Origin of the sequence: Streptomyces sp. 8N114 (genome assembly GCF_052245835.1) — a bacterium.
Taxonomy (GTDB): domain Bacteria; phylum Actinomycetota; class Actinomycetes; order Streptomycetales; family Streptomycetaceae; genus Streptomyces.
Map to the genome: position 1 here is coordinate 48,035 of NZ_JBQQBT010000025.1, position 23,710 is coordinate 71,744.

Consider the following 23,710-nt stretch of genomic DNA (forward strand, 5'->3'; position numbering starts at 1 on the left):
GCGTTCAAGCACATCCACGGAGGGGAAAGCGCCACCATGAGCCAGAACCAGCCAGGACCGTACGGTCAGCAGGGACCGTACGGACAGCAGCCGCAGCAGCCGGGTCAGCCCGGTCCTTACGGTGGCGCTCAGGGCCAGCCGCAGCAGCCGGGCTACGGGTACCCGCAGCAGGGCCAGCCGCAGGGCCAGCCACAGCAGCCCGGTTACGGCTACCCGCAGCAGGGTCAGCCGCAGGGCGGGGCCCCCTACGGACAGCCGGGCCAGCCGCCTCAGCCGCCCCAGCCCGGTCAGCCCGGGATGCCGGGTCAGCCGCACCCGGGGATGCCGATGCCGCCGCAGGGTGGCGGGGGCAAGGGCAAGACGATCGGCATCGTCGTCGGCGCCCTGGTCGTCGTCGGCGCCATCATCGGCGGCCTGTTCATGTTCGGTGTCATCGGCGGGAGCTCGTACAAGCTCACGACCCCGGACACGGTGGCGGGCGAGTACAAGATCGAGCCCGGGTCCGATCGGACCTTTGACGGCAAGAAGGGTCTGACGGGCAAGAGCGAGGACAAGATTCCGGGCATGACCGCCGAGAAGGGGGTCTCTGCCAACTACTCCGCCGGTGCCTCCAAAAAGCTCAACTTCGGCGGCGCCTACGGCGAGGTCGACGACCCGGAGAAGGCGCTCGACTACGCCTTCGGCAAGACGACCAAGTCCCTTGGCTCCATGGCCAAGTCGGACGGCGCGGCCAAGGAGATGAGCCCGTCCGGCTTCGACGGCGACGCAATGAAGTGCCAGGCGTTCTCCGCGCCCACGGGGTCGATGAAGATCACCTACTGCGTATGGGCCGACTCCAGCACGCTGGGGCAGGTCGCCATCCAGAGCAGCGGCTCCCTCGACGAGGCCGCCGAGACGACCGCGAAGGTCTTCGAGGACGCCCGCAGCGAGAAGTGAGCCGACGATGAGTCAGCCTCCCGGATCTCCCGGGCCCTACGGGGCGGGCGGGTACGGGCAGCAGCCACCGGGTCCCGGTGGCGGTCCCTACGGGCCGCCGCCGGGGCCCGGTTACGGCGCTCCCGGCCCCTACGGCGCCTGGCCGCCCGCTCCCCCGCCGCGCCGCCGCGGACTGGGCGGAGGCGCCATCACGGCCATCGTGCTGGGCAGCCTGGCGGCGGTCGGGGTGGTGGTGTTCGCCCTGGCCGCGCTGGTACGGGCCGGCCAGCCGCAGGGCACCGAGAAGATCGCGTTCCCGGCCACGCTGGAGGACGGCAAGTACCACCGCATGGACGGCAACGCCCAGGTGAAGGCGCAGGAGCGGCAGTTGCAGGACCAGTTGCCCAGCAACGGCACCGCCAAGGTCGCCACGTACTCCCTCCGCTCGCCGGGCGATCCGACGGCGGGCGGCCTGGCGATCTCCGGCGCGTACGGCGATATCGACGTCTCTTCGTCCGAGATGCGCGACGACATGCTGGACGGCATGCGGCAGAGCCAGAGCGGCGAGGTCGTCGGGGAGCGCCGGGAGTTCACCCCCGGCTCGGGCGAGGTGAAAGTCTCCTGCCAGCTGACGCGGATCACCCGGGGCAGCACCTCGGTGTACGCGCCCGCCTGTGCCTGGGCGGACAACTCCACGGCGGCCACCGTGCTGGAGGTCGACGTCGCCAACACGACGCCCAAGAACATCGATCTGGAGGAGTTCGCCGGCGTCACGGTGCGCGTCAAGGACAGGGTGACGGTGCCGAAGTAGCGCCGGAGTACCCCGGCAGTCAGCCGGAACGGCGAAGGCCCGCCCCTTCCTCAGGGAGGGGGGCGGGCCTTCGCCGTTGCCGGGCGGCCGGAACCGGCCGGTCGCTCAGGCGCTCTTCTCGTGGCGCTGCTGCTCGCCGTTGCCGCGGGCGCGCGGCACCAGGGTCGGGTTCACGTTGGAGTGCACGACCTCCTCGGTGATCACGACGCGCTCGACGTCCTTGCGGGACGGCACCTCGTACATCACCGACTGGAGGACCTCCTCCATGATGGCGCGCAGCCCGCGGGCTCCGGTGCCGCGCAGGATGGCCTGGTCGGCGATGGCCTCCAGGGCCGGACGGTCGAAGTCGAGCTCCACACCGTCGAGTTCGAAGAGCCGCTGGTACTGCTTGACGAGCGCGTTCCTGGGCTCCATGAGGATCTGCAGCAGCGCCTCACGGTCGAGGTTGTGCACCGAGGTGATGACCGGGAGCCGGCCGATGAACTCGGGGATCATCCCGAACTTCACCAGGTCCTCCGGCATCACCTCCTCGAACTGGTTGCTCGCCTCGATCTCCCGCTTGGAGCGGATGTCCGCACCGAAGCCGATGCCCTTGGCGCCGGCCCGGGACTCGATGATCTTCTCCAGCCCGGCGAAGGCACCGCCCACGATGAACAGCACGTTCGTCGTGTCGATCTGGATGAACTCCTGGTGCGGGTGCTTGCGCCCGCCCTGCGGCGGCACCGAGGCCGTGGTGCCCTCCAGGATCTTCAGCAGCGCCTGCTGCACCCCTTCGCCGGAGACGTCCCGGGTGATCGAGGGGTTCTCGCTCTTGCGGGCCACCTTGTCGATCTCGTCGATATAGATGATCCCGGTCTCGGCCTTCTTGACGTCGTAGTCGGCCGCCTGGATGAGCTTCAGCAGGATGTTCTCGACGTCCTCGCCGACGTAGCCCGCCTCGGTGAGCGCCGTGGCGTCCGCGATGGCGAAGGGGACGTTCAGCATCCGGGCGAGCGTCTGCGCCAGCAGGGTCTTGCCGGAGCCGGTGGGGCCCAACAGCAGGATGTTGGACTTGGACAACTCGATGCCGTCGTCCCGGCCCTGGCCGTTCTCGCCCGCCTGCACCCGCTTGTAGTGGTTGTAGACGGCCACCGAGAGGGCCTTCTTGGCGGCTTCCTGGCCGACCACATAGCCCTCGAGGAACTCGTAGATCTCCCGCGGCTTGGGCAGCTCGTCCCACCGGACCTCGGAGGACTCGGCGAGCTCCTCCTCAATGATCTCGTTGCAGAGATCGATGCACTCGTCGCAGATGTACACACCTGGACCCGCGATGAGCTTCTTCACCTGCTTCTGGCTCTTGCCGCAGAACGAGCACTTGAGCAGATCGCCGCCATCACCGATGCGTGCCACGAGGAGCTTCCCCTTCGCCTGGGATCCGTCAGGGATACGGACCGAGGTACGTGCTCTCCGACGGTACCTTGCCGGGCCGCCGGAATGGGCCCCCCTTGGAACGACCCGACCGACACGTGTAGTACCGGTCCGGGTCGCGCCAAGGGGGCGCGGGTCGTGAACGCCGACCCGTCAGAGTCCGACGGAGGTCTTCCGGGTGGAGACGATCTGGTCGATCAGGCCGTACTCCAGCGACTCCTCAGCGGTGAGGATCTTGTCGCGCTCGATGTCATGCGAGATGATCTCGCGCTCCTTGGTGGAGTGCTTGTGCAGCATCTCCTCCAGCTGCTCGCGCATCCGCTGGATCTCGTTGGCCGCGATCTCCAGGTCGGAGACCTGACCGCGCCCCGTCTCGCTGTAGGGCTGGTGGATCAGGATGCGCGCGTTGGGCAGCGCCATCCGCTTGCCGGGCGTACCGGCGGCGAGCAGCACGGCCGCAGCGGACGCCGCCTGGCCCATGCAGACCGTCTGGATGTCGGGCTTGACGAACTGCATGGTGTCGTAGATCGCGGTCAGCGCCGTGAAGGAGCCGCCCGGCGAGTTGATGTAGACCGAGATGTCCCGGTCCGGGTCCATCGACTCCAGGCACAGCAGCTGCGCCATGACGTCGTTGGCCGAGGCGTCGTCGATCTGCACGCCGAGGAAGATCACGCGCTCTTCGAAGAGCTTCGCGTACGGGTCGTACTCCCGCACGCCCTGCGAGGTGCGCTCGACGAAGCGCGGGACGACGTAGCGGGACTCGGGCGCGACGCCGGTGAACTCGGCCCGGGGGCCCGTCTGAAGTGAGGTCATCGGGAGGTTCTCCTGGAGATGAGCTGGTGGCTGCGGTAGGGGCGTATGCCGTACGGCGCTGTGGCGGGGCTCACGCGCCCGTGCCGCCACCGCCGGGGAGCTGCGCGGCATTGCCGTAGACCTCGTCGATGAGGCCGTACTCGCGCGCCTCCTCGGCGGTGAACCAGCGGTCGCGGTCCGCGTCGCGGGTCCACTGCTCGACGGTCTGACCGCTGTGCGCGGCCGAGAGCTCCGCCAGCCTCTTCTTGGTGCGCAGCAGCTGCTCGGCGTGGATCTTGATGTCGGTGGCCGAGCCCGCCAGGCCCGCGGAGGGCTGGTGGATGAGGATGTCGGCGTTCGGCAGCGCGAACCGCTTGCCGGGCGTTCCCGCGGTCAGCAGGAACTGCCCCATGGAGGCGGCCAGGCCCATGGCGATGGTGACGACATCGTTCTTGATGTACTGCATGGTGTCGTAGATCGCCATGCCCGCCTGGACCGAACCACCCGGGCTGTTGATGTACAGGAAGATGTCCTTGTCCGGGTCGGCGGCAAGGAGCAGAAGCTGGGCGGTGATCTTGTTGGCGATATCGTCGTCCACCGGCTGGCCGAGGAAAATGATGCGCTCGTCGAGCAGCCGGTTGTAGACCTGGTCGCCGAGGCCACCACCGAAGTTGGGCTCGCCGGCGGCGGAAGGCATCGGAAGCGTCACGTGTCCACCTGCTCGTGTCCGGACGGCCACGCGAAGCTGGCCGTCACTGGGGTCTTCGTCTACTGGGGACCCTAACGCGCCGGTCGTCGGCCGCCATCCCGAGCCGAGCGCATTTCGCTGTGAGCGCAGGTACCCCGGACGGCCACTGACGTCGCGGCCAACAGCCGAACGGGGGGCGCCCGGGCGTGCACTCGCGCGCCCCGGCGCCCCCCGTTCGCGGGTCAGGCGGGCCGGATCAGCTCTCGGCCTTGTCGGCGTCGTCGGCAGCGGCCTCGGCGGCAGCCTCGTCCTCGTCCTCGTCGCTCAGGTCGACGACCTCGCCGTTGGTGTCCTTGACGGTGACGGCCTCGACCACGGTGGCCAGGGCCTTGCCGCGGGCGACCTCACCGACGAGCATCGGCACCTGGCCGCCCTCGACGACGGCCTGCGCGAACTGGTCGGGGCTCATACCGGAGGACTGCGCGCGACGCATCAGGTGCTCGGTCAGCTCTTCCTGGCTGACGTTGAGCTTCTCCTTGTTGACCAGCTCGTCGAGGACGAACTGGGTACGGATGCCCTTCTCCGCCTGCTCCTTGAGCTCGGCGTCGAACTCTTCCTCGCTCTTTTCCTGCATCTTCAGGTACGAGCCGAGGTCCAGGCCGAGCTGCGCGAGCTGGTGGTTGACCAGGTTGTGCTTACGGCTCTCGATCTCGTCCGCGAGCAGCTTCTCGGGCACGGGGACCTCTGCGAGCTCCAGGAGGGCGTCGAGCACCTTCTCCTGGGCCTGGGTGGCCTGCTCGTGCTTCTTCTGGTCGGCCAGCCGCTTGCGGCTGTCCTCACGCAGCTCCTCCAGCGTGTCGAACTCGCTGGCCAGCTGGGCGAACTCGTCGTCCAGCTCGGGCAGTTCGCGGGAGGAGACGGTCTCGACTGTGACGGAGACCTCGGCCTCCCGGCCGGCGCCGGAGCCGCCCTTCAGCTCGGAGGTGAAGGTGGCGGTGCCGCCCGCCTCCAGCCCGGTGACGGCCTCGTCGATCCCGTCGAGCAGCTCGCCGGAGCCGATGGTGTAGTCGACGCCCTGGGCGACACCGTCCTCCAGGACCTCGCCGTCGATCCGGGCCTCGAGGTCGACCTTGATGACGTCACCCTCGGCGGCCGCACGCTCGACGACCGAGGTGGAGGCGAAGCGCTCGCGCAGCTGCTCGACGGCCGCGTCGACATCCTCGTCGGAGACCTCGGCGGCGTCGACCTCGACCTCGATGCCGGAGTAGTCCGGGATCTCGATCTCGGGGCGGACGTCCACCTCGGCGGTGAAGGCCAGCAGCTCGTTGTCCTTCAGCTCGGTGATGTCCACCTCGGGCTGGCCGAGCACATTGAGCTCGCCCTCCTCGACGGCGGACTGGTAGAGCTTCGGAAGCGCGTCGTTGACGGCCTCCTCCAGGACGGCACCGCGGCCGAAGCGCTGGTCGATCAGGCGCGCAGGGATCTTGCCCTTGCGGAACCCGGGCACGGTGACCTGCTGGTTGATCTTCTTGTACGCCGCGTCGAGGCTGTCCTTGAGCTCCTCGAAGGGCACCTCGACAGTGAGCCGAACCCGGGTGGGGTTCAGAGTCTCCACGGCGCTCTTCACGGTCGGTCTCCTTGGGGCTGGCATTGGGGGTTCTGCTGATTCTTGGCTGCGCCCCGTATGCATGCAGACACGACACAGGCACGCGCGTCTTTCATAGTACGTGGTCGGGGTGGCCGGATTCGAACCGACGACCTTCCGCTCCCAAAGCGGACGCGCTACCAAGCTGCGCCACACCCCGTCGGTGCGACACGTAGAGTACATGTCGTAGGATGCAGGTCGTGCCGATCCGGCCGCCGATCCGGTTCACGCGGGCGTAGCTCAATGGTAGAGCCCTGGTCTTCCAAACCAGCTACGCGGGTTCGATTCCCGTCGCCCGCTCGCAGCACGAAGGCCCGGCCCCGAGGGGGGCCGGGCCTTCGTCGTTCCGTCAGCGGGGGGTCACGCTGAGCACCGGGCGCCGGGGAGGTGGCCCGGGAGAGGGCTCATCGGGGCCCTGGGGTGGCGGTGGGCCCTTGGAGTGATCCGTCGGCAGTGAGCCGACTGCTAGAAGCTGATCTGGTTGATCGTGTCCGCGACCGAGTTCAGGAACCGGTTGATGGACGGGGCCATGCCGGTGGAGGCGAGGAAGAAGCCGAAGAGTACAGCGACGATGGCGGGGCCGGGCTTTATGGACTTGCTCCGGATCATCACGACGAGGATGACCGCCAACAGCACGACTACGGACAGCGAGATGGCCACAACTGCTCACACCCTCATGGTCGGAACGCCTCACCCGGCCTTGGGGGTCTGCCACCGTGGCCGCACCCCCGCGCGCCCCCATCGTGCCACCAACTCCGGTGCCGGTGGAGCCGGGTGAGAGGCCGACGGCGCCATCGCCGGGCAAATACTGACCGCCGTACTCGGACACTTCTGGACACTTGGGGCGTAGTCGGCGTACCTGACAAGCCTTTGGGTCGCGCTGGAAAATCAAGCCATCAATTCGGCTTGAACAATGCACACCGGCTTGACGATGTGACGAATGCGCTGCGTGGTTCGGCGCACAGAGGGTGCACCTGGTGCATAAAGTCCGGCACCCGGTGCCGACCCGGCTCGTGCGTCCGGAAATCGCCCGCACACCCCGAAATCACTGGGCTCAGCCGGGAATTGTGTCCTCGCTCACAGCCGCTGCGGGGCGGCGGCGACGGGCCGGTACCAGGCGCCTCAGGGGCCTCATACGCCACGTTTAGGTGGGACATCGGCCATCAGACCGAACATTCGCGTCACGCCCCGTCAGCTCCGTTCCGTAAGCAGGAGGAATAGCGCTCGCGGAGGCGGGAAGGGGGAACGTGGCGAGAATTTACGGCTCACATGTTCAACCGCTATGGTGCGGCAGATGTTGCACGCTGGTTATGAGCGGGCGCCGCTCCCCCCCGTCCGCCAGGAGTCCCCCTCCCAGACGCCACCGGTGTCCACGGAGCAACCTGCGAAGTCGCAGCCCGCGAAGGCGCAGAAGAAGCCAGCAGCCCAGCAGCGGGACCCGTTCTTCGACAACGCGAAGTACCTGACGATCGTGCTCGTCGGGATCGGCCACACGTGGGATCCGCTGCGCCACGACAGCCGTACGGCCGAGGCGCTCTACTTCGTCCTGTACACGTTCCACATGCCGGCGTTCATCATCATCTCCGGCTATCTGTCCAGGAGCTTCGAGGGCAAGCCGAAGCAGGTGCAGCGGCTGGTCACCGGGGTCGTCGTGCCCTACCTGGCGATCCAGTTCGCCTACACGTACTTCATGCGCTGGGCCAACGACGACCCGGACCGTGACTTCCACTTCCAGGAGCCCGGGTTCGCGCTGTGGTTCCTGTGCGCGCTGTTCCTCTGGCGGCTGACGACACCGCTGTGGAAGAGCCTGCGCTGGCCGATGCCCGTCGCGCTGGCGATCGGCGCCGCCGCAAGTGTGACGCCGACCATCAGCAGCGACCTGAACCTGATGCGGGTGGCGCAGTTCCTGCCGTTCTTCGTCCTCGGCCTCCAGCTGCGCCCCCACCACTTCCAGCTGGTCAAGCGGAAGCAGGCGCGCTACCTCGCGGTGCCGGTGACGCTGTGCACGATGGTCTTCGCCTACTGGGCCGTGCCCCGGATGTCCAAGACGTGGTTCTTGCACGACAAGGCCGCTGCCGACATGCACGTCCCCTCCTGGGCGGGCGCGGTGATGTACCTCGCACTGTTCGGCTGCGGCCTGGTGATGACGGCCTGCTTCCTCTCCTGGGTACCGCGGCGGCTCATGTGGTTCACGCCGCTGGGCGCGGGCACGCTGTACGCCTACCTGCTGCACATCTTCTTCATCCAGAGCTCGCGGCAGTTCGACTGGTACGAGATGGACTGGGTCGACCACCCGCTGAGCCGGGTCGCCATCACGCTGCTGGCGGCGGCGATGATGACGGTGCTGTGCACTCCGTGGGTGACCCGGATGTTCAAGTTCATCATCGAGCCGAAGATGGACTGGTTCTTCAAACGGGACCCCGGGGCGATGGCCCGCCGGAGGGAATCCGGCAGGCCCGGCGCCCACCGCAAGAAGTAGTCCCGTCCCCGAGGGCTTCTTCCGGCCCCCTTCCGCAACTGCGGGAGGGGGCCTCCTCGTTGGGGGCTGTCTCGTTGCTCCTGTGCCGCCCTCGTCGCCCCCCGTTCCGCGGCACTTTCGAACGTGCGGACGGCGGGTGATCCGGAACCACCCGGTTTGCCGCTGCTGTCAGTCGCGGCAGATCAGCAGCAGGGCCCGGTCATCGTTGACGTCCCGCGCCACCGACTCGATCAGGTGCCAGGCCGCGCCGTGGAAACTGGAGGCGACATAGCGGTCGGCCTCCCCGGTGAGCCGGTCCATACCCTCGGTCAGATCGCGGTCGGCGGTCTCCACCAGCCCGTCGGTGAAGAGCATCAGCACATCGCCGCGCCGCAGCGTCCCCTTGACGGGGTCGAACTCGGCACCGTCGTACACCCCCAGCAGCGGGCCCTCGGCGGCCTTCTCCTCCCATTTCCCCGACCCGGCGTTGAGCTGCATCGCCGGGACATGCCCCGCGGACAGCAACTCGTAGTCGCCGCTGTCCAGATCGAGGACCAGGTGCACGGAGGTGGCGAAGCCCTCCTCCCAGGACTGGCGCAGCAGATAGCCGTTGGCGGCCGGCAGGAAGGCGTGCGGGGGCAGCGAGCCGAGCAGCCCCCCGAAGGCGCCGGAGAGCAGCAGTGCCCGGGAGGCGGCGTCCATGCCCTTGCCGGAGACGTCGGTGAGGACCACTTCCAGGGTGCGGCGGCCGGGGCCGGTGCGCGCCGCGACGACGAAGTCCCCGGAGAAGGACTGCCCGCCCGCCGGGCGCAGCGCCATCTCGTGATGCCATCCCGCGGGCAGCTTGGGCAACTTGCTCTGCACCCTGATGCGTTCGCGCAGGTCGAAGAGCATGGTGCCGCCGCGCCGCCAGGGCACGCCGACGCGGCTGCGGAACTGCGCGATGAGCAGCCCGGAGAGCCCGGCCGCCGCGACGACCAGGATGGTGCCCGGTGTGACGCTTCCCGCGCCGTTCGCCAGCTCCCACGGTCTCAGCAGCAGCGACTCCACCATGAGGGCGATCGCGGCGGCGGCGTACAGCGCCAGCAGGCTGGCGGGCCGCAGCAGCAGGCCCCCCGCGATCAGCGGCAGCACGAGTGCCTCGGGGGCGAACCACAGCGGGTTGAGGATGGTGGCGCAGGCCAGCGTGGGGACGGTGAGCAGGAGGCCGGCCAGTGCCACCCAGTCGGAGGCACCGCCTCTGAAGTAGTCGACGGCGGACTTGCGCAGGTTTGTACGGACCCGGTGCCATGCCTTGTACGCCTGGTGCGACCGGGCCGTCGCTGCGATGAGTCCTGCACGGCGTTCCGCCATGTTCAGGGAGCCTAGCCACCCGTTCGGCGGCCCGTCGATTCCCGGCACCGGTCAGGGGGCGTGCGGGCGCTCCGCGCACACAGGGGGCGGCGCGCCCGCGGACAAAAAACGTTCGCCCGCGTTCGAACTGACTGCTAGTGATGGCCGTATGACAAAGGAACCGCGGGTTCTTCAGCCGTCGGAGTGGGACGCCTGGTACGACGTGTTGCTGAGCGCGTTCGTCTCCCAGGAGTCGTCCGAGGAGCGGGAACTGTACCGCTCGCTGACCGAGGTGGAGCGGTCGATCGGGGTCTGGGACGAGGGCCGGCCGGTGGCAACGGCGGGGCTGCTGTCCTTCCGGATGACGGTGCCCGGCGGCGCCGTCGTCCCGACGGCCGGGGTGACGATGGTGAGCGTGGCGCCCACGCACCGCAGGCGCGGCCTGCTCCGCTCGATGATGCGGCGTCAGCTGGACGACGTGCGGGCGGCGGGCACCGAGCCGCTGGCGGTTCTGACGGCGTCCGAACCGGTGATCTACGGCCGCTTCGGGTACGGGCTGGCATCCCGCTTCCTCTCGGCCCGTATCGACACCAGCAGGGTGGAGTTGGAGCTGCCCGCGCCCCTGGCGGCGGAGGCGGACGGGCTGCGGCTGCGGCAGTCGGACGAGGCGGCGTCGCTGCTGGAGGAGTGCGAGGCCGTCTATGCGCGGGCGGTGCCGCGGCGTCCGGGGATGCTCGAGCGGGGCCCGGGATGGGAGCGGGTGCCGCTGCTCGACCCGGAGCGCGACCGCGAGCAGGCCTCGCCGCTGCGCTGTGTGGTGGTGCTGCGCGACGGTGAGCCGGTGGGGTACGCCCGCTATGCGGTGAAGCCGCACTGGACGGATGCGGACGCGGCGGAGGGAGAGGTGCGGCTGCGGGAGCTGGAGGCGCTCGATCCGGCCGGATATGCCGCCCTTTGGCAGTTTTTGTGGGGCATCGACCTGACGACGGCCATCGTCGCCGAGAACCGGCCCCTGGACGATCCGTGGCTGCACCTGGTGAACGACCCGCGCCGGTGCGGGACAGCCGTCGGGGATTCGCTGTATCTGCGCCCGGTGGACGTCGGTGCCGCACTGGCGGCCCGCTGCTATGGCGCCCCGGTGGACGTGGTGCTCGATGTCGAGGACACGTTCTGCCCGTGGAACACCGGGCGCTGGCGGCTGTCAGGTGACGAGAAGGGTGCGGTGTGCGAGCCGACCCGCGACGCGGCCGACCTGTCGCTGTCCGTACGGGAGTTGGGGCGCGCCTATCTGGGCGGTGTCTCGCTGACGGCGCTGGCGGGGGCGGGGCTGGTGTGTGAGGAGCGGCCCGGCTCAGGGGCGCTGCGGGCGACGGCGGCGGCCTTCGCGAGCGAGGTACAGCCGTGGCTGCCGCACGGGTTCTGAGAGGGCCGCGGCCGTCCCCCTCGGGCGTGCGTGCCGCTTCCGTCCCGTGAAAGAGGACCAGCCCCGTGCGAGCCCGTCAGCGGCGCTGGCAGGTCGGGCACCAGAACAGATTGCGGGCCGCGAGTTCGGCGGTGGCGACGGGGCTGCCGCACACCAGACACGGCTGGGCTGCCCGGCGGTAGACGTAGACCTCGCCGCCGTGGTCGTCCACCCGTGGCGGGCGTCCCATGGCCTCGGGGGTGTGCTCGTCGCGCACGGTGTCGATGCGGTTCTTACGCACCCCGTCGGTCATCAGTGTGACCAGATCCGACCAGACGGCTTCCCATTCGGCGCGGGTGAGATCGCGTCCGGCGCGGTACGGGTCGATGCCGTGCCGGAAGAGCACCTCGGCGCGGTAGACGTTGCCGACCCCGGCGACGATCTTCTGGTCCATCAGCAGCGCGGCGATGCTGGTGCGGCTGCGGGAGATCCGCGCCCAGGCGGCCTCGGGGTCCGAGGCGGCGCGCAGCGGGTCGGGACCGAGCCGGTCGCTGATCGCCTGCTTCTCCGGCGCGGTCAGCAGCTCGCACCGGGTGGGCCCGCGCAGCTCGGCGTAGTGCAGCGGACCCTCGGGATGAACGCCGGGGCGGGTGGCGAGGCGCAGCCGGATCTGTCCCACGGGCGCGGGCGGCGGGCCCTCACCGAAGCGGAGGGTGCCGTACAGGCCCAGGTGTATGTGCACCCAGCCGAGTGGGCCGAAGCCCAGGAACAGATGCTTGCCGTGCGCCTCGGTGGCGGTCAGCGCCGCCCCGTCCAGCAGCGCGGCGCCGTCCGCGAACTTGCCCTGCGGGCTGGAGGCGTCCAGCGGGTGCCCCGCGAAGCGGTCCGCGACATCGCGCGCGAGCCGGTGGATGGTGTGACCCTCGGGCACGACTCAGGACTGCGGGTGGTGGGCGGGGACGGGCGGCAGCTCACCGGTGCGCTGGTAGTCGGCGAGCATTCCGATACGCCGCTGATGACGCTCGCCCTCGGAGAACGGGGTGTTCAGGAAGGTCTCCACGAAGGAGACGGCCTCCTCGGTGGTGTGCATCCGCGCGCCCACGCTGACCAGGTTGGCGTCGTTGTGCTCGCGGGCCAGGGCCGCGGTCTCGGTGCTCCACGCCAGGGCGCAGCGGGCGCCGGGGACCTTGTTGGCGGCCATCTGCTCGCCGTTGCCGGAGCCGCCGATGACGATGCCGAGGGAGCCGCTGTCGGCGACGGTGCGCTCCGCGGCGCGGAGGCAGAAGGGCGGGTAGTCGTCTTCGGCGTCGTAGATGTGGGGGCCGCAGTCGACGGGCTCGTGGCCCGCGGCCTTGAGCCACTCGACGAGGTGGTTCTTCAGTTCGAAACCGGCATGGTCGGAGCCGAGGTACACGCGCATGACGCAGAGTGTGCCATCCCCGTCGGCCCGGGGGCCGCGCAGGGCGCGGTTACCAGACGTAGCGAGATGTGTTTCTGAGTCATACGCACTGTTTCCCCGATGTTCCGTAGGCAACAATCGGGATTCACCTCTTCCATCGGGAGCGGTACGGGCCGTTACATGTGATCGCTCAATCCGTGAACGACGCATAGGAGCCGGCTGCCCCATGAGTTCTCAGCACACCCCGCGTTCGTCGGGGAAGCCGCCGCACGGCCCGCCATCCGCCCAGGAGGGGGACGGCCTCCAGGCGGGTCTCAAGAACCGCCATCTGTCCATGATCGCCATCGGCGGCGTGATCGGCGCCGGACTGTTCGTCGGATCGAAAGCGGGCATCGCGGACGCGGGCCCCGGCATTCTGCTGTCCTACGCACTGGTCGGGCTGCTCGTCGTCCTGGTGATGCGGATGCTCGGCGAGATGGCCGCCGCAGATCCGACCTCCGGTTCGTTCTCCACCTACGCCGACCGGGCACTGGGCCGCTGGGCCGGGTTCACGATCGGCTGGCTGTACTGGTTCTTCTGGTCCGTCGTGCTCGCCGTGGAGGCGACGGCGGCCGCGGAGATCCTGGAAGGTTGGGTGCCCGACGTACCGCAGTGGGGCTGGGCCCTGCTGGTGATGGTGGTGCTGACCGGCACCAACCTGATCTCGGTCGGGTCCTACGGCGAGTTCGAGTTCTGGTTCGCGGGGATCAAGGTCGTCGCGATCGTCGCGTTCATAGTCGTCGGGCTGATCGCCTTCGTGGGCCTGCCGCCCGCCGACCACTTCGCGGGCATGGAGAACCTGACCGGCCAGGGCGGGTTCCTGCCCAACGGGCCGGGAGCGATCCTCTCCGGCATGCTGCTGGTCGTCTTCTCGTTCATGGGCAGCGAGATCGTCACGCTGGCCGCCGCCGAGTCGCCGAACCCGGTCACCGCCGTGCGCAAGGCGGTCAACAGCGTGATCTGGCGGATCGGCCTGTTCTACCTCGGCTCGATCTTCGTGATCGTCTCGCTGCTGCCGTGGGACTCCAAGGCCATCGCCACCGACGGCCCGTACGTGGCGGTGCTGAACGCGCTGGACATCCCGTACGCGGGCACCGTGATGGACATCGTCGTACTGACCGCCGTGCTGTCCTGTCTGAACTCCGGGCTCTACACCGCCTCGCGGATGGCCTACTCGCTGGGTGAGCGCAAGGACGCGCCGGCTTCCTTCGGCCGCACCAACGGGCGGGGCGTGCCCACCACCGCGATCCTGGCTTCGGTGGCGTTCGGTTTCGTCGCGGTGTTCTTCAACTACATCGCCAAGGACACCGTCTTCGAGTTCCTGCTGAACTCCTCCGGCGCCGTCGCGCTCTTCGTCTGGCTGGTCATCTGCGCCTCGCAGCTGCGGATGCGGCGCCGGATCGAGCGGGAGACCCCGGAGCTGCTGACGGTGCGGATGTGGCTGTATCCGTATCTGACCTGGGCGACCATCGCCCTGATCGTCTTCGTGATCGGCTACATGTTCACCGACCCCGACGGGCGCACCCAGATGATCCTCTCGCTGGCCGTCGCCGCCGTGGTGCTGGTGGCCTCGCTGGTCAAGGGCCGGGTCCAGCAGGGGGCGAGCGGGCAGCAGGGCGCGCCGTCCGTGCCGAAGCCTGCCGCCGAGGCCGACCCGCTGGACGCTGCGGGCACGCCGGAATCCTCGCGCAGTTGACCCTCCGCACCATGTGTGAGGGCCCGGCGCCGTACGACGCCGGGCCCTCACAACGAGCGGATGTCAGCCCCTGCAGGCGGGTGTGCCCGATGCAGGCGGAGGAGTCAGCCCTTGCGGCCGGCCAGCTTCCAGGCGGCGGGCAGCGCGCCCATCGCCAGTGCGGCCTTGACGGCGTCACCGACCAGGAACGGCACCAGCCCGGCGGCGACGGCCTCGCCGAGCGACATACCGGTGGAGACCGCCAGGTAGGGGACGCCGATCGCGTAGGTCACCGCCATGCCGACGGCCATCGTCCCGGCCGTACGCAGCACGCCACGGTCACCGCCGCGGCGGGCCAGCGCGCCCACTGCGGCGGCGGCCAGCAGCATGCCGAACACATAGCCGAGCGAGGGCATCCCGACCCCGGCGGACGCTTCGGCGAACCACGGCACCCCGGCCATCCCCGCCACCGCGTACAGCGCCAGGGCGAGGAAGCCGCGTCCGGCGCCCAGCCCGGCGCCGACCAGCAGCGCGGCGAAGGTCTGGCCGGTGACCGGCACCGGGGAACCCGGGATCGGCACCGACAGCTGGGCGGCTATCCCGGTCAGCGCGGCGCCGCCGACGACAAGTGCGACATCCCGGACCCGGGCGCGAGCAGTGCTGGAGGCGGGCAGCAGATCCGCGAGCACGGCTCCTGGACGCGGTGTGGCTGCGGAAGTGAGGGCACTCATCTGGCATCTCCGTGAAGGGTGCGAGCTGGTAGAAGCAGGCACGGGCGCGCAAGACGACGGCCTCGTGCCCGACGACGCTAGCCGAAACCACTCGTGCGCCGAGCGTGAGCGGGGCGTGAGCTTGGTGACAGTGCCGGCGCACGCAGGGCCTGCTCAGCCCTGTTCACCTCGGCTCACCCCGCTCTGCCGCGGTCCGTCGCCGAAAAGGGACTGTCCGCAATGCGGAAAGCACTGCACGATTATTGCTGTACCGGAGCGGCCTGCCCAGAATGTGCCCACAGCGGTGCCCACAGCCGATGCCCACAGTGGTGTCCACAGCGGCGCCGGCAGCAGTTTCCCCGAAAGCTGTGGGAGCACCCGAACCGCTCTGTTCCCCGTTCACCACCTCACACACTCCAGGAACGGCCACTGATGACGCGCACCGAGACCTCCGACGCGCCACACTCCCCCGGCGAGCCCACCCGGCCCACCGGACCGCCGGACGGGACCGACCCCTCCCGCCGCTCCCTGGCGCACGGCCTCAAGCAGCGCCACCTGTCCATGATCGCCCTCGGCGGTGTCATCGGCGCGGGGCTCTTCGTCGGTTCCGGCGCGGGCATCGCCGCCGCCGGTCCCTCGATCGTCCTCGCCTACGCGGCCTCCGGCGCACTGGTGATGCTGGTGATGCGGATGCTGGGCGAGATGTCGGCGGCCCGCCCGGCCTCCGGCTCTTTCTCCGTCCACGCCGAGCGGGCCCTAGGACCTTGGGCGGGTTTCACCGCGGGCTGGATCTACTGGACGCTGCTGTGTGTGGCCATCGCCACGGAGGCGACAGCCGCGGCGAAGATCATGACGGGCTGGCTGCCCGAGACCGAACAGTGGATGTGGGTCGCGCTGTTCATGCTCGCCTTCTGCGCCACCAACCTGGCGCAGGTGCGCAACTTCGGCGAGTACGAGTTCTGGTTCGCCGCGGTGAAGGTGCTGGCCATCAGCGCCTTCCTGGTGCTCGGCGTGCTCGCGATAGCCGGGCTGCTGCCGGGCACCGACTCGCCGGGGGCCAGTCATCTGACGGGCGACGGCGGATTCTTCCCCGCCGGCGCCGACGGACTCATCGTGGGGCTGCTCGCCTCGGTGTTCGCGTTCGGCGGCCTGGAGACGGTGACGATCGCGGCGGCCGAGTCGGAGAAGCCGGTCTCCGGCGTCGCCAAGGCGGTACGCACGGCGGTGTGGCGGATCGCGCTCTTCTACGTCGGCTCGATGCTGGTGATCGTCACGCTGATCCCGTGGCACGACAAGTCGGTGCTCTCCGGCCCGTACGCCGCCGTGCTGGACTACGTCGGCATTCCAGCCGCCGCACAGATCATGAACGTGGTGGTGCTGATCGCACTGCTGTCCGCGATGAACGCCAACATCTACGGCGCCTCGCGGATGTCCTACTCCCTGGTGGAGCGCGGCGAGGGTCCGGCGTTCCTGAACCGGGTGAGCGCCCAGGGGGTGCCGCGCTACGCGGTGATCGCCTCGTCCCTCTTCGGCTTCGTCGCGGTGCTGTTCAACATCTTCTGGGAGAAGACGGTCTTCCAGTGGCTGCTGAACATGGTCGGCGCGGCCACCCTGGTGGTGTGGGGCTTCATCGCCGTCTCGCAGCTCATCACCCGCAACCGGCTGGAGCGCGAGGCGCCCGAGAAGCTGGTGGTGCGGATGTGGCTCTTCCCCGCGCTGACCATCGTCGCGCTGGCGGGCATCGCGGCCGTGCTGCTGCTGATGCTGCGCGAGGGCGACACCCGCACCCAGCTGGGCTTCACCGCGGGTCTGACGGTGGTGCTGGCCGCCGTCGGATACCTGAGGCAGCGCAGGCGGCCGCGTACGCCGATCCCGGAGGACGCCTGACGAGCGTCGAGCTCTTGAGGCTGCCTGAGCCGTATGCCGGTGCCGGCCGCGCGCTCGCCTGACGGTGCCTCAGCGATCCGGCCCGGCCTAGGACTTCGGGCCGAGACACGACGGGCGGAGCGCCCCCAGCGCGCTGGGGGCGCTCCGCTTTTTTGCGCTCTCTTGCTGCTAACTTCTTATTGCAAGTAATATGCAATAGCGACCGAAGGGTGAGAGGGCATGTCGACAGCGACCTACACGTTGCCGGAGCTGCCGTACGACTACTCCGCACTGGAGCCGGTCATCAGCGGCGAGATCATCGAGCTGCACCACGACAAGCACCACGCCGGGTATGTGAAGGGGGCCAACGACACCCTCGAACAGCTGGCGGAAGCCCGTGACAAGGACCAGTGGGGAGCGGTCAACGGGCTGGAGAAGAACCTCGCCTTCCATCTGTCCGGGCACATCCTGCACACCATCTACTGGCAGAACATGACCGGCGACGGCGGCGGCGAACCGCTGGAGAAGGACGGCACCGGCGAGTTGGCGGACGCCATCGCGGAGTCCTTCGGCAGCTTCGCCAAGTTCAAGGCCCAGCTGTCCAAGGCGGCCGCCACCACCCAGGGGTCGGGCTGGGGCGTGCTGGCGTACGAGCCGGTCACCGGGCGGCTCATCGTCGAGCAGATCTACGACCACCAGGGCAACGTCGGCCAGGGTTCGGTGCCGATCCTCGTCTTCGACGCCTGGGAGCACGCGTTCTATCTTCAGTACCGCAACCAGAAGGTCGACTTCGTCGAGGCCATGTGGCGCGTCGTCAACTGGCAGGATGTCGCGGCCCGTCACGCCTCCGCGAAGGAGCGCGCCAACAACCTGCTGCTGGCGCCGTAACCGTACGGCGCCGCCACGGACTTCCTCCCTCGTGATCGTCTTCTCACCGTTCCGGGGGCGGAAGACGGAGAGGGCCCCTGCGTGGACGGGACACACGCAGGGGCCCTCGCGCTCCGGGCGAGCCGGCTCAGTCGAAGATCGGGCCGATGTCACGGGTGCGCTTGAGCTCGAAGAAACCGGGGATGGAGGCCACCATCAGGGTGCCGTCCCACAGCTTGGCCGCGGCCTCCCCCTTGGGAGCCGGGGTGACCACCGGGCCGAAGAAGGCGATCCGGCCGCCGTCCGCGCCCGGCACGGCGATGACGGGTGTACCGACCTCCTGGCCCACCAGCCCGATGCCCTCCTCGTGCGAGAGGCGCAAGGCGGCGTCGTAAGCGTCGGAGTCGGCGGCGTCCGCCAGCGAGGCGGGCAGCCCGGCCTCCTCCAGGGCCTCCAGGATCACGTCCCGGCCCAGCGACCGCCCTCCCGGGTGGGCGCGGGTACCGAGCGCGGTGTAAAGCGGGCCCAGCACCTCGGTGCCGTGCTCCTGCTCGGCCGCGATGCAGACCCGGACCGGGCCCCAGGCCTTGCCGCCGGGCCGCATATTGTCCCGGTACTCCTCGGGCATCTCGTCCAGCCGCTTCTCGTTGAGGACGGCCAGGCTCATCACATGCCAGCGCACCTCGACCGGGCGGACCTTCTCCACCTCGAGCATCCAGCGCGAGGTCATCCAGGCCCAGGGGCAGAGCGGGTCGAACCAGAAATCGGCGGGCGTCTTCTCCGGCATGGCTTCTCCTCGGCAGTGCGGCGGTGATCGGCAGTTTCAAACGTGATCTCGAAAGCCGACAACGTACCGGGCGGCCGATCGCATTCCCGGGTATGCCGTGTCAGTACCGCGTGCGATCCTGAGCAGGTTGTCGACCATGCGGTCCGCCCCGCCGGCCTGGGGCCGCAGCCGATGAGGAGAGGGAGCGCCGCGTGCCCGGAGAGAACCTGACCCGCACGGAGGCCCGGCAGCGGGCAGCGCTGCTGACCGTGAGCGGGTACGACGTGGCGCTGGACCTGCGCTCGGCGATCGAACCGCCCCCCGCCACGGGACCGCGTACCTTCCGCTCGACGACGACGATCACGTTCACGAGCGCCGAGGAGGGCGCCACCACCTTTGTCGACCTGGTGGCGCCGCACGTGCATTCCGTCACCCTCAACGGCGAGTCGCTGAACGTCGAGGAGATCTTCGACGGCGCCCGTATCACCCTGTCCGGGCTGCGGGCCTCGAACGAGGTGACGATCGACGCGCAGTGCGCCTTCAGCCGCACCGGTGAGGGCCTGCACCACTTCCTCGATCCTGAGGACGGCGAGGTCTACCTCTACACCCAGTACGAGCCGGCCGATGCGCGCCGCGTCTTCGCCAACTTCGAACAGCCCGATCTGAAGGCCCCGTTCGACTTCACCGTCACCGCGCCCGCGCGCTGGACGGTGCTGAGCAACGGCGTGCAGGAGGGCGAGCCGCGCCCGGTCGACGACGGAGCCTCCGCGCTGTGGCGCTTCGCCCGCACCCAGCCGATCTCGACGTACATCACCGCTGTCGTCGCGGGCCCGTACCACTACGTCACCGACACTTACCGCCGCAGCTTCGAGGACAAGAGGGGCCTGAGCGAAGCTCAGTCCAGTGTGGGCGGTGGCGGGCGACGGGCGGGCGAGTTGGAGATCCCGCTGGGTGCCCTCTGCCGCAAGGGGCTGGCGCGCTACTTCGACGCCGACGACATCTTCACCGTCACCAAACAGGGTCTGGACTTCTTCCACGACCACTTCGACTACCCGTACCCGTTCGGCAAGTACGACCAGGCGTTCGTGCCGGAGTACAACATCGGCGCCATGGAGAACCCCGGCTGTGTGACCTTCCGCGAGGAGTTCGTCTTCCGCGGCAAGGTCACCGACGCCTCGTACGAGGGCCGGGCCAACGTCATCCTGCACGAGATGGCCCATATGTGGTTCGGCGACCTGGTCACCATGGAGTGGTGGGACGATCTGTGGCTCAAGGAGTCCTTCGCGGACTTCATGGGCGCGTTCGCGCTGGTGGAGTCCACCCGCTTCAGCGACGGCTGGATCACCTTCGCCAACCGCCGTAAGTCCTGGGCCTACCGCGCCGACCAGCTGCCCTCCACGCACCCGATCACCGCCGACATCCGGGACCTGGAGGACGCCAAGCTCAACTTCGACGGCATCACCTACGCCAAGGGCGCCTCCGTCCTCAAGCAACTCGTCGCCTACGTCGGCAGGGACGCCTTCCTGGAGGGCGCCCGGCGCTACTTCAAGCGCCACCAGTGGGGCAACACCCGGCTGGAGGACCTGCTCTCAGCGCTGGAGGAGACCTCCGGACGCGATATGGCGGAGTGGTCCAAGGCATGGCTCCAGACCGCCGGGGTCAACACCCTCACCCCGCAGCTCACCTACGACGCGGGCGGCCGGGTCACCGAGCTCGCCGTCCTCCAGGAAGCCGCCTCCGAAGCGCATTCCACCCTGCGCCCCCACCGGGTCGCCGTCGGCCTCTACCGCCGCGATCCGTCTCGCTGCGCCCTGGAGCGGTACGCGCATACGGAGGTGGACGTCGCAGGCCCGCGTACCCCGGTCGCCGAGCTGGCCGGCGCCGAACGGCCTGACCTGGTGCTGGTCAACGACGCCGATCTGACCTACTGCAAGGTCCGCTTCGACGAGGTCTCCCTGGCGACGCTGCGCGACCACCTCGGCGAGCTCACCGATCCCCTGGCGCGCGCACTGTGCTGGTCCGCCGTGTGGAACCTCACCCGCGACGGGCTGATGCCCGCGCGGGACTTCGTCGGTCTGGTGCTCCGGTTCGCCGGAGGGGAAACCGAGATCGGCGTCCTGCAGATGCTGCACGGCCAGGCCAAGCTGGCCCTCGACCGCTACACGGCGCGCGCCTGGCGTGCCGAGGGCGGGCGGCTGCTGTCGGAAGGCGCCGTCACCCAGCTGCGGCAGGCCGAGCCCGGCAGCGGGCACCAGCTGGCCTGGGCCCGCTTCCTGGCGTCCGTCGCCTCCGGCGAGCAGGAACTGCGCCTGCTGCAAGGGCTGCTGGACGGGACAGCGCGGATCGACGGCTTGGAGGTCGACCAGGAGCTGCGCTGGACCTTCCTGGAGCCGCTCGTCGCCGAGGGCCTCGCCGACGAGTCGGTTCTGAACACCGAGCTGGCGCGGGACGACACCGCCTCCGGCAAGCGGCACCAGGTGCGGTGCCTGGCCGCGCGGCCCTCCGCCGCCGTGAAGGCACAGGCGTGGGCCTCCGTGGTGGAGTCCGACGCGCTGTCCAACGCGCTGGTGGAGGCGACGATCTCCGGCTTCGACCAGCCCGGGCAGACCGGGCTGACCGCGCCCTACGCGCCCCGGTACTTCGAGGCGCTGGAGTCCGTCTGGGCCACGCGGTCGATCGAGATCGCCATGGCCATCGTGCGGGGCCTGTTCCCCGCCGCGCAGGGTGACCAGGCCACGTTGGACGCCGCCGACGCATGGCTGGCCGGGCATCCGCACGCCGCGCCAGCGCTCCGGCGCCTCGTCGCGGAGTCCCGTGACGACCTGGCCCGCGCCTTGCGCGCCCAACGCGCGGACGCCGGGGCGTAACCGGCGAGGGGGCGCCCGCGCTCAGGCCACCACGGGAAGCCCGGGGTTCTGCTGGGCCGACAGCCAGCGGGCGTAGGCGGGGCTGCCCCGGGCCACCTCCTCGTAGGAGGCCCGCAAGTCGTCGAAGACGGCATCGCACTCGGCGCCCAGCCCCCACCCCCGCCGGAACCCGACCACCAGCCGCACCCCGAGCGGATCACCTGCCAGGGGGACGATGGACATGCCCGGCCGTGGCTGCGACGTCGGCTGGCACGGCGTGACGACCTCCCCCGCGGCGACGAGATCGCCCGCGGACAGATAGTCGCCGTACACCACCCGAGGATCGATCCGCGCGGCGGCGAACACCCGCCGCAGCCCGTCCCAGTCGCCGTCGACCGACGGGTCGACCATCCACTTCTCGTCCGCGAGCTCCGCGACGGCGACGGCCCGCCCGGCCCGCGCCGCGGGATGGGTGGCGGGCACGGCGACGAACTGGGGTTCGCGCCGCACCAGCACGCGCAGTTCGACGCCGTCCGGCACCCGTAGCGGCGAGCCTTCCACCTCGTGCACGAAGGCGGCGTCGAGCTGGTTGCCCGCGACCATCCGCAGCAGCGTGTTCGCGGAGACATCGGTCTGGAAGGTGATGTCGGTGTCCGGCAGCCGGTTGTGCAGGCGGCGCAGCCAGCCAGGGACGGCTCTGCTGCCGGTGCTGCCGAGCCGGAGCCGCGCCCCGGGTCCGGCATGGCCGAGCCCCGCCGCGTCCTTGGCCTCGCGGATCAGTTCGGCCATCTGCGCGACGATCGGCCGGGCCCGGTTGAGGACGGTGCGGCCGAGCGGGGTGGGCCTGCTGCCGGTGCGCTCGCGGTTGAACAGCTGGCCGCCGACGGCCTGCTCGATCCGCCTGAGCTGCGTCGTCAGCGAGGGTTGCGTCATGCCGAGCTGGCGGGCCGCCTTGTGCACGCTGCCCGTGTCGGCGATCGCACACAGCGCACGAAGGTGCCTCACTTCGAGCTCCACACGCGGAGCATAACGGCGGGGTCGCGCGCCACACCAGAGAGCGGCGGGCCGGTGAACGTGCCGCGAACGGCCGTGCGGCGCGGGGGGATTCACCGGTCCTATCGGCAGTTGGCATCATTCCGGAACGCCGCGCGCTCGAACACACTCTCCCGCAGCAGGAATCCGTCCGGAGGGACCGGCGGCGCCCCCCACGCCAACATCCCAGAGCGGCGCCGGTCCCTCGGAATTCGAGGAGAGACCCCCCATGAGATACCGCAGACCGGCTCTTCCAGCGGCGCTCGGCCTGGGCGTGACCGTCGCTCTCGGCCTGGGTGCCGCACCCGCCACGGCCCTGGACGGCGCCTCCACCGCGTCCGCCACCCACTCCGACGCGGCCTCCCACGCCACCCCCACCACACAGGGCTTCACCGGCGAGAACCAGCGCGAGAACGAGAAGTTCTTCAAGCTCATCGTCAAGGCAGCGCTCAAGAAGCAGGCCGAGAAGCCCGGCATCCAGCAGGTCACCATCAACTACGACGCCAGCGGCGCGCCCACCTTCCGCAACCAGATAGCCAACAGCACCTCCGTGTGGAACTCAGCCGTCTCGAACGTGAAGCTGGCCGAGGGCGGCGGCGCCACCTTCGACTACCGCGAGGGGAACGACCCGCGCGGCAGCTACGCGTCCACCGACGGGCACGGCAGCGGCTACATCTTCCTGGACTACGCGCAGAACCAGGAGTACGACTCCAACCGCGTCGTCGCGCACGAGACCGGCCATGTGCTGGGTCTGCCGGACCACTACGAGGGCCCGTGCAGCGAACTGATGTCCGGCGGCGGCCCCGGCCCGTCCTGCACCAACGACCAGCCCGACGCTGCCGAGCGCGCGAAGGTCGAGCAGCTGTGGGCGAACGGTGTGGCTGACGTCACGTTCGAGAAGACCGCTCTCTTCAAGTGAGCCGCACGTGAGCCTCAGTTGAGCCACACGTGAGCCGCACTGTCGGCTGATCCTCCCGATGCAGCTGCCCCCGGCATGGTCGGCCGGGGGCAGTTGCATGGACGTCGCCCTGAAGTCGGGGCTCCCGAAGCGGGGCTCCCG

20 protein-coding genes and 2 tRNA genes are annotated in these 23,710 nt (G+C 69.7%); 10 read left to right on the plus strand and 12 right to left on the minus strand.

What is annotated here, in order from left to right; translation table 11 throughout:
- Nucleotides 1-36: 36 nt before the first annotated feature.
- Together ACTWQF_RS31360 and ACTWQF_RS31365 are read left to right on the plus strand one after the other, a co-directional pair.
- Entirely contained in the window at nucleotides 37-936 is a 900-nt protein-coding gene (locus ACTWQF_RS31360) for a hypothetical protein (protein ID WP_443283119.1), read from the plus strand.
- 7 nt (nucleotides 937-943) lie between these two features.
- Nucleotides 944-1,726, plus strand: coding sequence for a hypothetical protein (locus tag ACTWQF_RS31365; protein ID WP_443283120.1), 783 nt, complete (start codon nucleotides 944-946; stop codon nucleotides 1,724-1,726).
- A gap of 105 nt (nucleotides 1,727-1,831) precedes the next feature.
- On the opposite strand, the gene clpX is transcribed toward ACTWQF_RS31365, so the two are convergent.
- The 5 genes from clpX to ACTWQF_RS31390 all read right to left on the minus strand — a co-directional run bounded on the left by clpX (nucleotide 1,832) and on the right by ACTWQF_RS31390 (nucleotide 6,418).
- Nucleotides 1,832-3,115, minus strand: a complete 1,284-nt coding sequence (gene clpX / locus ACTWQF_RS31370) for an ATP-dependent Clp protease ATP-binding subunit ClpX (RefSeq protein WP_433106620.1) — start codon at nucleotides 3,113-3,115, stop codon at nucleotides 1,832-1,834.
- Between the two features lie 171 nt (nucleotides 3,116-3,286).
- Nucleotides 3,287-3,946: an ATP-dependent Clp protease proteolytic subunit gene (locus tag ACTWQF_RS31375; RefSeq protein WP_443283121.1), complete on the minus strand. Its 660-nt coding sequence runs from the start codon at nucleotides 3,944-3,946 to the stop codon at nucleotides 3,287-3,289.
- 70 nt (nucleotides 3,947-4,016) lie between these two features.
- A complete protein-coding gene (locus ACTWQF_RS31380; RefSeq protein ID WP_209238803.1) occupies nucleotides 4,017-4,622 on the minus strand; it encodes an ATP-dependent Clp protease proteolytic subunit in 606 nt (201 codons plus the stop codon).
- A gap of 247 nt (nucleotides 4,623-4,869) precedes the next feature.
- The gene (tig, locus tag ACTWQF_RS31385; protein WP_443283122.1) at nucleotides 4,870-6,240 is read right to left on the minus strand and encodes a trigger factor; all 1,371 of its coding nucleotides are present in this window, start codon (nucleotides 6,238-6,240) and stop codon (nucleotides 4,870-4,872) included.
- A gap of 101 nt (nucleotides 6,241-6,341) precedes the next feature.
- Nucleotides 6,342-6,418, minus strand: a tRNA-Pro gene (locus tag ACTWQF_RS31390).
- A 69-nt stretch (nucleotides 6,419-6,487) separates the two neighbouring features.
- Between ACTWQF_RS31390 and ACTWQF_RS31395 the strand changes: the two genes are divergently transcribed.
- Nucleotides 6,488-6,558: transfer RNA gene (locus ACTWQF_RS31395), tRNA-Gly, on the plus strand.
- Nucleotides 6,559-6,723: 165 nt separating this feature from the next.
- On the opposite strand, the gene ACTWQF_RS31400 is transcribed toward ACTWQF_RS31395, so the two are convergent.
- A complete protein-coding gene (locus ACTWQF_RS31400; RefSeq protein WP_443283123.1) occupies nucleotides 6,724-6,918 on the minus strand; it encodes a hypothetical protein in 195 nt (64 codons plus the stop codon).
- Between the two features lie 622 nt (nucleotides 6,919-7,540).
- Between ACTWQF_RS31400 and ACTWQF_RS31405 the strand changes: the two genes are divergently transcribed.
- Nucleotides 7,541-8,737 carry an acyltransferase family protein gene (locus tag ACTWQF_RS31405; RefSeq protein WP_443283124.1) on the plus strand — a complete coding sequence of 399 codons (1,197 nt, stop codon included), beginning with the start codon at nucleotides 7,541-7,543 and terminating at the stop codon, nucleotides 8,735-8,737.
- Nucleotides 8,738-8,905: 168 nt separating this feature from the next.
- Here ACTWQF_RS31405 and ACTWQF_RS31410 read toward each other — a convergent pair whose 3' ends face one another.
- Nucleotides 8,906-10,069 (minus strand): PP2C family protein-serine/threonine phosphatase, encoded by a 1,164-nt coding sequence (locus tag ACTWQF_RS31410; RefSeq protein ID WP_443283125.1) that lies wholly within the window; start codon nucleotides 10,067-10,069, stop codon nucleotides 8,906-8,908.
- A 148-nt stretch (nucleotides 10,070-10,217) separates the two neighbouring features.
- Between ACTWQF_RS31410 and ACTWQF_RS31415 the strand changes: the two genes are divergently transcribed.
- Nucleotides 10,218-11,471: a GNAT family N-acetyltransferase gene (locus tag ACTWQF_RS31415; protein ID WP_443283126.1), complete on the plus strand. Its 1,254-nt coding sequence runs from the start codon at nucleotides 10,218-10,220 to the stop codon at nucleotides 11,469-11,471.
- A gap of 76 nt (nucleotides 11,472-11,547) precedes the next feature.
- On the opposite strand, the gene ACTWQF_RS31420 is transcribed toward ACTWQF_RS31415, so the two are convergent.
- Both ACTWQF_RS31420 and ACTWQF_RS31425 read right to left on the minus strand, forming a co-directional pair.
- On the minus strand, nucleotides 11,548-12,381 hold the full coding sequence (locus ACTWQF_RS31420; RefSeq protein WP_443283127.1) for an Fpg/Nei family DNA glycosylase: 834 nt from the start codon (nucleotides 12,379-12,381) through the stop codon (nucleotides 11,548-11,550).
- A 3-nt stretch (nucleotides 12,382-12,384) separates the two neighbouring features.
- Entirely contained in the window at nucleotides 12,385-12,870 is a 486-nt protein-coding gene (locus tag ACTWQF_RS31425) for a ribose-5-phosphate isomerase (protein WP_443283128.1), read from the minus strand.
- 205 nt (nucleotides 12,871-13,075) lie between these two features.
- Here ACTWQF_RS31425 and ACTWQF_RS31430 point away from each other — a divergent pair, with 205 nt between their 5' ends.
- On the plus strand, nucleotides 13,076-14,584 hold the full coding sequence (locus tag ACTWQF_RS31430; RefSeq protein ID WP_443283129.1) for an amino acid permease: 1,509 nt from the start codon (nucleotides 13,076-13,078) through the stop codon (nucleotides 14,582-14,584).
- 104 nt (nucleotides 14,585-14,688) lie between these two features.
- Here the strand turns inward: ACTWQF_RS31430 and ACTWQF_RS31435 are convergent, their stop codons facing one another.
- On the minus strand, nucleotides 14,689-15,294 hold the full coding sequence (locus ACTWQF_RS31435) for a biotin transporter BioY (protein ID WP_443283130.1): 606 nt from the start codon (nucleotides 15,292-15,294) through the stop codon (nucleotides 14,689-14,691).
- 411 nt (nucleotides 15,295-15,705) lie between these two features.
- Between ACTWQF_RS31435 and ACTWQF_RS31440 the strand changes: the two genes are divergently transcribed.
- Nucleotides 15,706-17,160: an amino acid permease gene (locus ACTWQF_RS31440; protein ID WP_443283131.1), complete on the plus strand. Its 1,455-nt coding sequence runs from the start codon at nucleotides 15,706-15,708 to the stop codon at nucleotides 17,158-17,160.
- Nucleotides 17,161-17,379: 219 nt separating this feature from the next.
- Nucleotides 17,380-18,027: a superoxide dismutase gene (locus tag ACTWQF_RS31445; RefSeq protein ID WP_443283132.1), complete on the plus strand. Its 648-nt coding sequence runs from the start codon at nucleotides 17,380-17,382 to the stop codon at nucleotides 18,025-18,027.
- Between the two features lie 127 nt (nucleotides 18,028-18,154).
- Here the strand turns inward: ACTWQF_RS31445 and ACTWQF_RS31450 are convergent, their stop codons facing one another.
- Nucleotides 18,155-18,793 (minus strand): mycothiol-dependent nitroreductase Rv2466c family protein, encoded by a 639-nt coding sequence (locus ACTWQF_RS31450; protein ID WP_443283133.1) that lies wholly within the window; start codon nucleotides 18,791-18,793, stop codon nucleotides 18,155-18,157.
- A 191-nt stretch (nucleotides 18,794-18,984) separates the two neighbouring features.
- On the opposite strand from ACTWQF_RS31450, the gene pepN reads away from it, so the two are divergent.
- Nucleotides 18,985-21,639: an aminopeptidase N gene (gene pepN, locus ACTWQF_RS31455; RefSeq protein ID WP_443283134.1), complete on the plus strand. Its 2,655-nt coding sequence runs from the start codon at nucleotides 18,985-18,987 to the stop codon at nucleotides 21,637-21,639.
- A 21-nt stretch (nucleotides 21,640-21,660) separates the two neighbouring features.
- Here pepN and ACTWQF_RS31460 read toward each other — a convergent pair whose 3' ends face one another.
- Complete coding sequence (locus tag ACTWQF_RS31460) at nucleotides 21,661-22,635, minus strand: LysR family transcriptional regulator (protein ID WP_443283135.1); 975 nt, start codon at nucleotides 22,633-22,635, stop codon at nucleotides 21,661-21,663.
- Nucleotides 22,636-22,879: 244 nt separating this feature from the next.
- On the opposite strand from ACTWQF_RS31460, the gene snpA reads away from it, so the two are divergent.
- The gene (snpA, locus tag ACTWQF_RS31465) at nucleotides 22,880-23,569 is read left to right on the plus strand and encodes a snapalysin (RefSeq protein ID WP_443283136.1); all 690 of its coding nucleotides are present in this window, start codon (nucleotides 22,880-22,882) and stop codon (nucleotides 23,567-23,569) included.
- Nucleotides 23,570-23,710 lie beyond the last annotated feature (141 nt).